The sequence below is a fragment of the Nonomuraea sp. NPDC002799 genome (assembly GCF_053592075.1).
Genome location: NZ_JBSFVA010000138.1, coordinates 1 through 1,479 on the forward strand (window position 1 = coordinate 1; position 1,479 = coordinate 1,479).

The following is a 1,479-nucleotide window of genomic DNA, read 5'->3' on the forward strand; positions in this document are numbered from 1 at the left end:
GACCTGTCGCAGAAGATCACCGTCGAGGCCAAGGGCGAGGTCGCCGCGCTGGCGCAGACCATCAACACGATGGTCGACACGCTCAGCGCGTTCGCCGACGAGGTCACCCGGGTGGCCCGCGAGGTCGGCACCGAAGGCCAGCTCGGCGGCCAGGCCCGCGTCCCCAACGTGGCCGGCACCTGGAAGAACCTCACCGACAACGTCAACTCGATGGCCGACAACCTGACCAACCAGGTGCGCAGCATCGCCCAGGTCACCACGGCCGTGGCGAGAGGCGACCTGACCCGCAAGATCGACGTGGACGCCCGCGGCGAGATCCTGGAGCTCAAGACCACCATCAACACGATGGTCGACCAGCTCTCCGCGTTCGCGGCGGAGGTCACCCGGGTGGCCCGCGAGGTGGGCAGCGAGGGCCGGCTGGGCGGCCAGGCCGAGGTCGAGGGCGTGTCCGGCACCTGGAAGCGGCTGACGGAGAACGTCAACGAGCTGGCCGGCAACCTCACCCGCCAGGTCCGCGCCATCGCCGAGGTCACCAGTGCGGTCACCTCCGGCGACCTGACCAGGTCCATCACCGTGGACGCCGAGGGCGAGCTGGCCGACCTCAAGGACAACATCAACTCGATGGTGAAGTCGCTCCGCGAGACGACCTCGGCCAACGAGCAGCAGGACTGGCTCAAGTCCAACCTCGCCAGCATGTCGGGCCTCATGCAGGGCCACCGCGACCTGGCCACGGTGGCGGAGCTGGTGATGAACGAGCTGGCGCCGCTCGTCTCGGCCCAGTACGGCGCGTTCTTCCTGGCCGGTGACGAGGAGCTGCGGCTGATCAGCGCCTACGGCTACCTGGCGGGGCCGGACCGGCGCTCCCGGTTCGCGCTGGGCGAGGGGCTCGTCGGCCAGGCGGCGCACAACCGGCGCACCATCGCGCTGAACGACATCCCCGGCGGCTACATCACCATCGGCTCCGGCCTGGGCCAGTCCTCCCCGGGGTCGGTCATCGTGTTGCCGATCGTGGTCGAGGAGCAGGTGCTCGGCGTCATCGAGCTCGCCTCGGTGTACTCGTTCACGCCGGTGCACCGGGCGTTCCTGGACCAGCTCATGGAGACGATCGGCGTCAACCTCAACACGATCGTGGCCAACGCGCGCACCGACGAACTGCTGGGCGAGTCGCAACGACTGGCCACGGAGCTGCAGACCCGTTCGGAGGAGCTGCAGAACCAGCAGGAGGAGCTGCAACGCTCCAACGCCGAGCTGGAGGAGAAGGCCAGCCTGCTGGTCCGGCAGAACCAGGACATCGAGACCAAGAACCTGGAGATCGAGCAGGCGCGGCAGGAGCTGGAGGACCGGGCCCAGCAGTTGTCGCTGGCCTCGAAGTACAAGAGCGAGTTCCTGGCCAACATGAGCCACGAGCTGCGCACCCCGCTCAACTCGCTGCTCATCCTGGCCCAGCTCCTGGCCCAGAACCACACCCGCAACCTGACG

Annotated in this window: 1 protein-coding gene; it reads left to right on the top strand. The window is 68.5% G+C overall.

Annotated elements, in window-relative coordinates:
- Window positions 1-1,479 (top strand): HAMP domain-containing protein (locus tag ACWD0F_RS52085; protein ID WP_449890589.1); only part of this gene is annotated, 1,479 nt, incomplete at both ends.